This window comes from Mesorhizobium sp. BHbdii (assembly GCF_053848045.1).
In genome coordinates this window covers 1-451 of record NZ_JBSPKX010000204.1, presented here as the reverse complement: position 1 = coordinate 451, position 451 = coordinate 1, and the positions used below count along the sequence as shown (strand labels likewise).

Below are 451 nucleotides of genomic sequence, written 5' to 3'. Positions count from 1 at the left end.
ACACTGTTCTGCAACATCCCTTGTCGTGCAGCGGCTTTTTTAAAAGCCGCGAAAGCCACGGCCGGTCTATATGTCCCCGCCATTGCCCCCAAAATCAGATCTCGCGCCAGTTTGAATTCTGCCGCATCTTTGTCGCGCCATTGCTGGTCAAAGGCTGCGCTCGCTTCGCAAATTGACGACACTGTCATCAAGCGGCCGTCCGCGAATTTGAGCCTGACTGGAAGATGATTTGTCATGCACGCTCCCAAGCTTCGAAATGCGCCAAACGCTTGACTAGCCATTTTGTTTCACGCCCGAGACGCGCGGCTCACATGCGGCGGCTTTTTTGCGCGCGAGGAACAACCGATGTCGATGTGGATCATGTCGCCGGGATGCTCGGGCGATTTGAACGGGTTGGCCACCGCACCACCGGCGATCGCACCGGCAAGTCCGACAGTCGCGGCGTGGGCTG

General features: G+C 57.9%; 1 protein-coding gene. It reads right to left on the bottom strand.

What is annotated here, in order from left to right; all coding sequences use genetic code 11:
- The coding region (locus ACWTU8_RS32640; protein WP_455851353.1) for a DUF982 domain-containing protein at nt 1-236 on the bottom strand (236 nt) is incomplete at its 3' end.
- Nucleotides 237-451 lie beyond the last annotated feature (215 nt).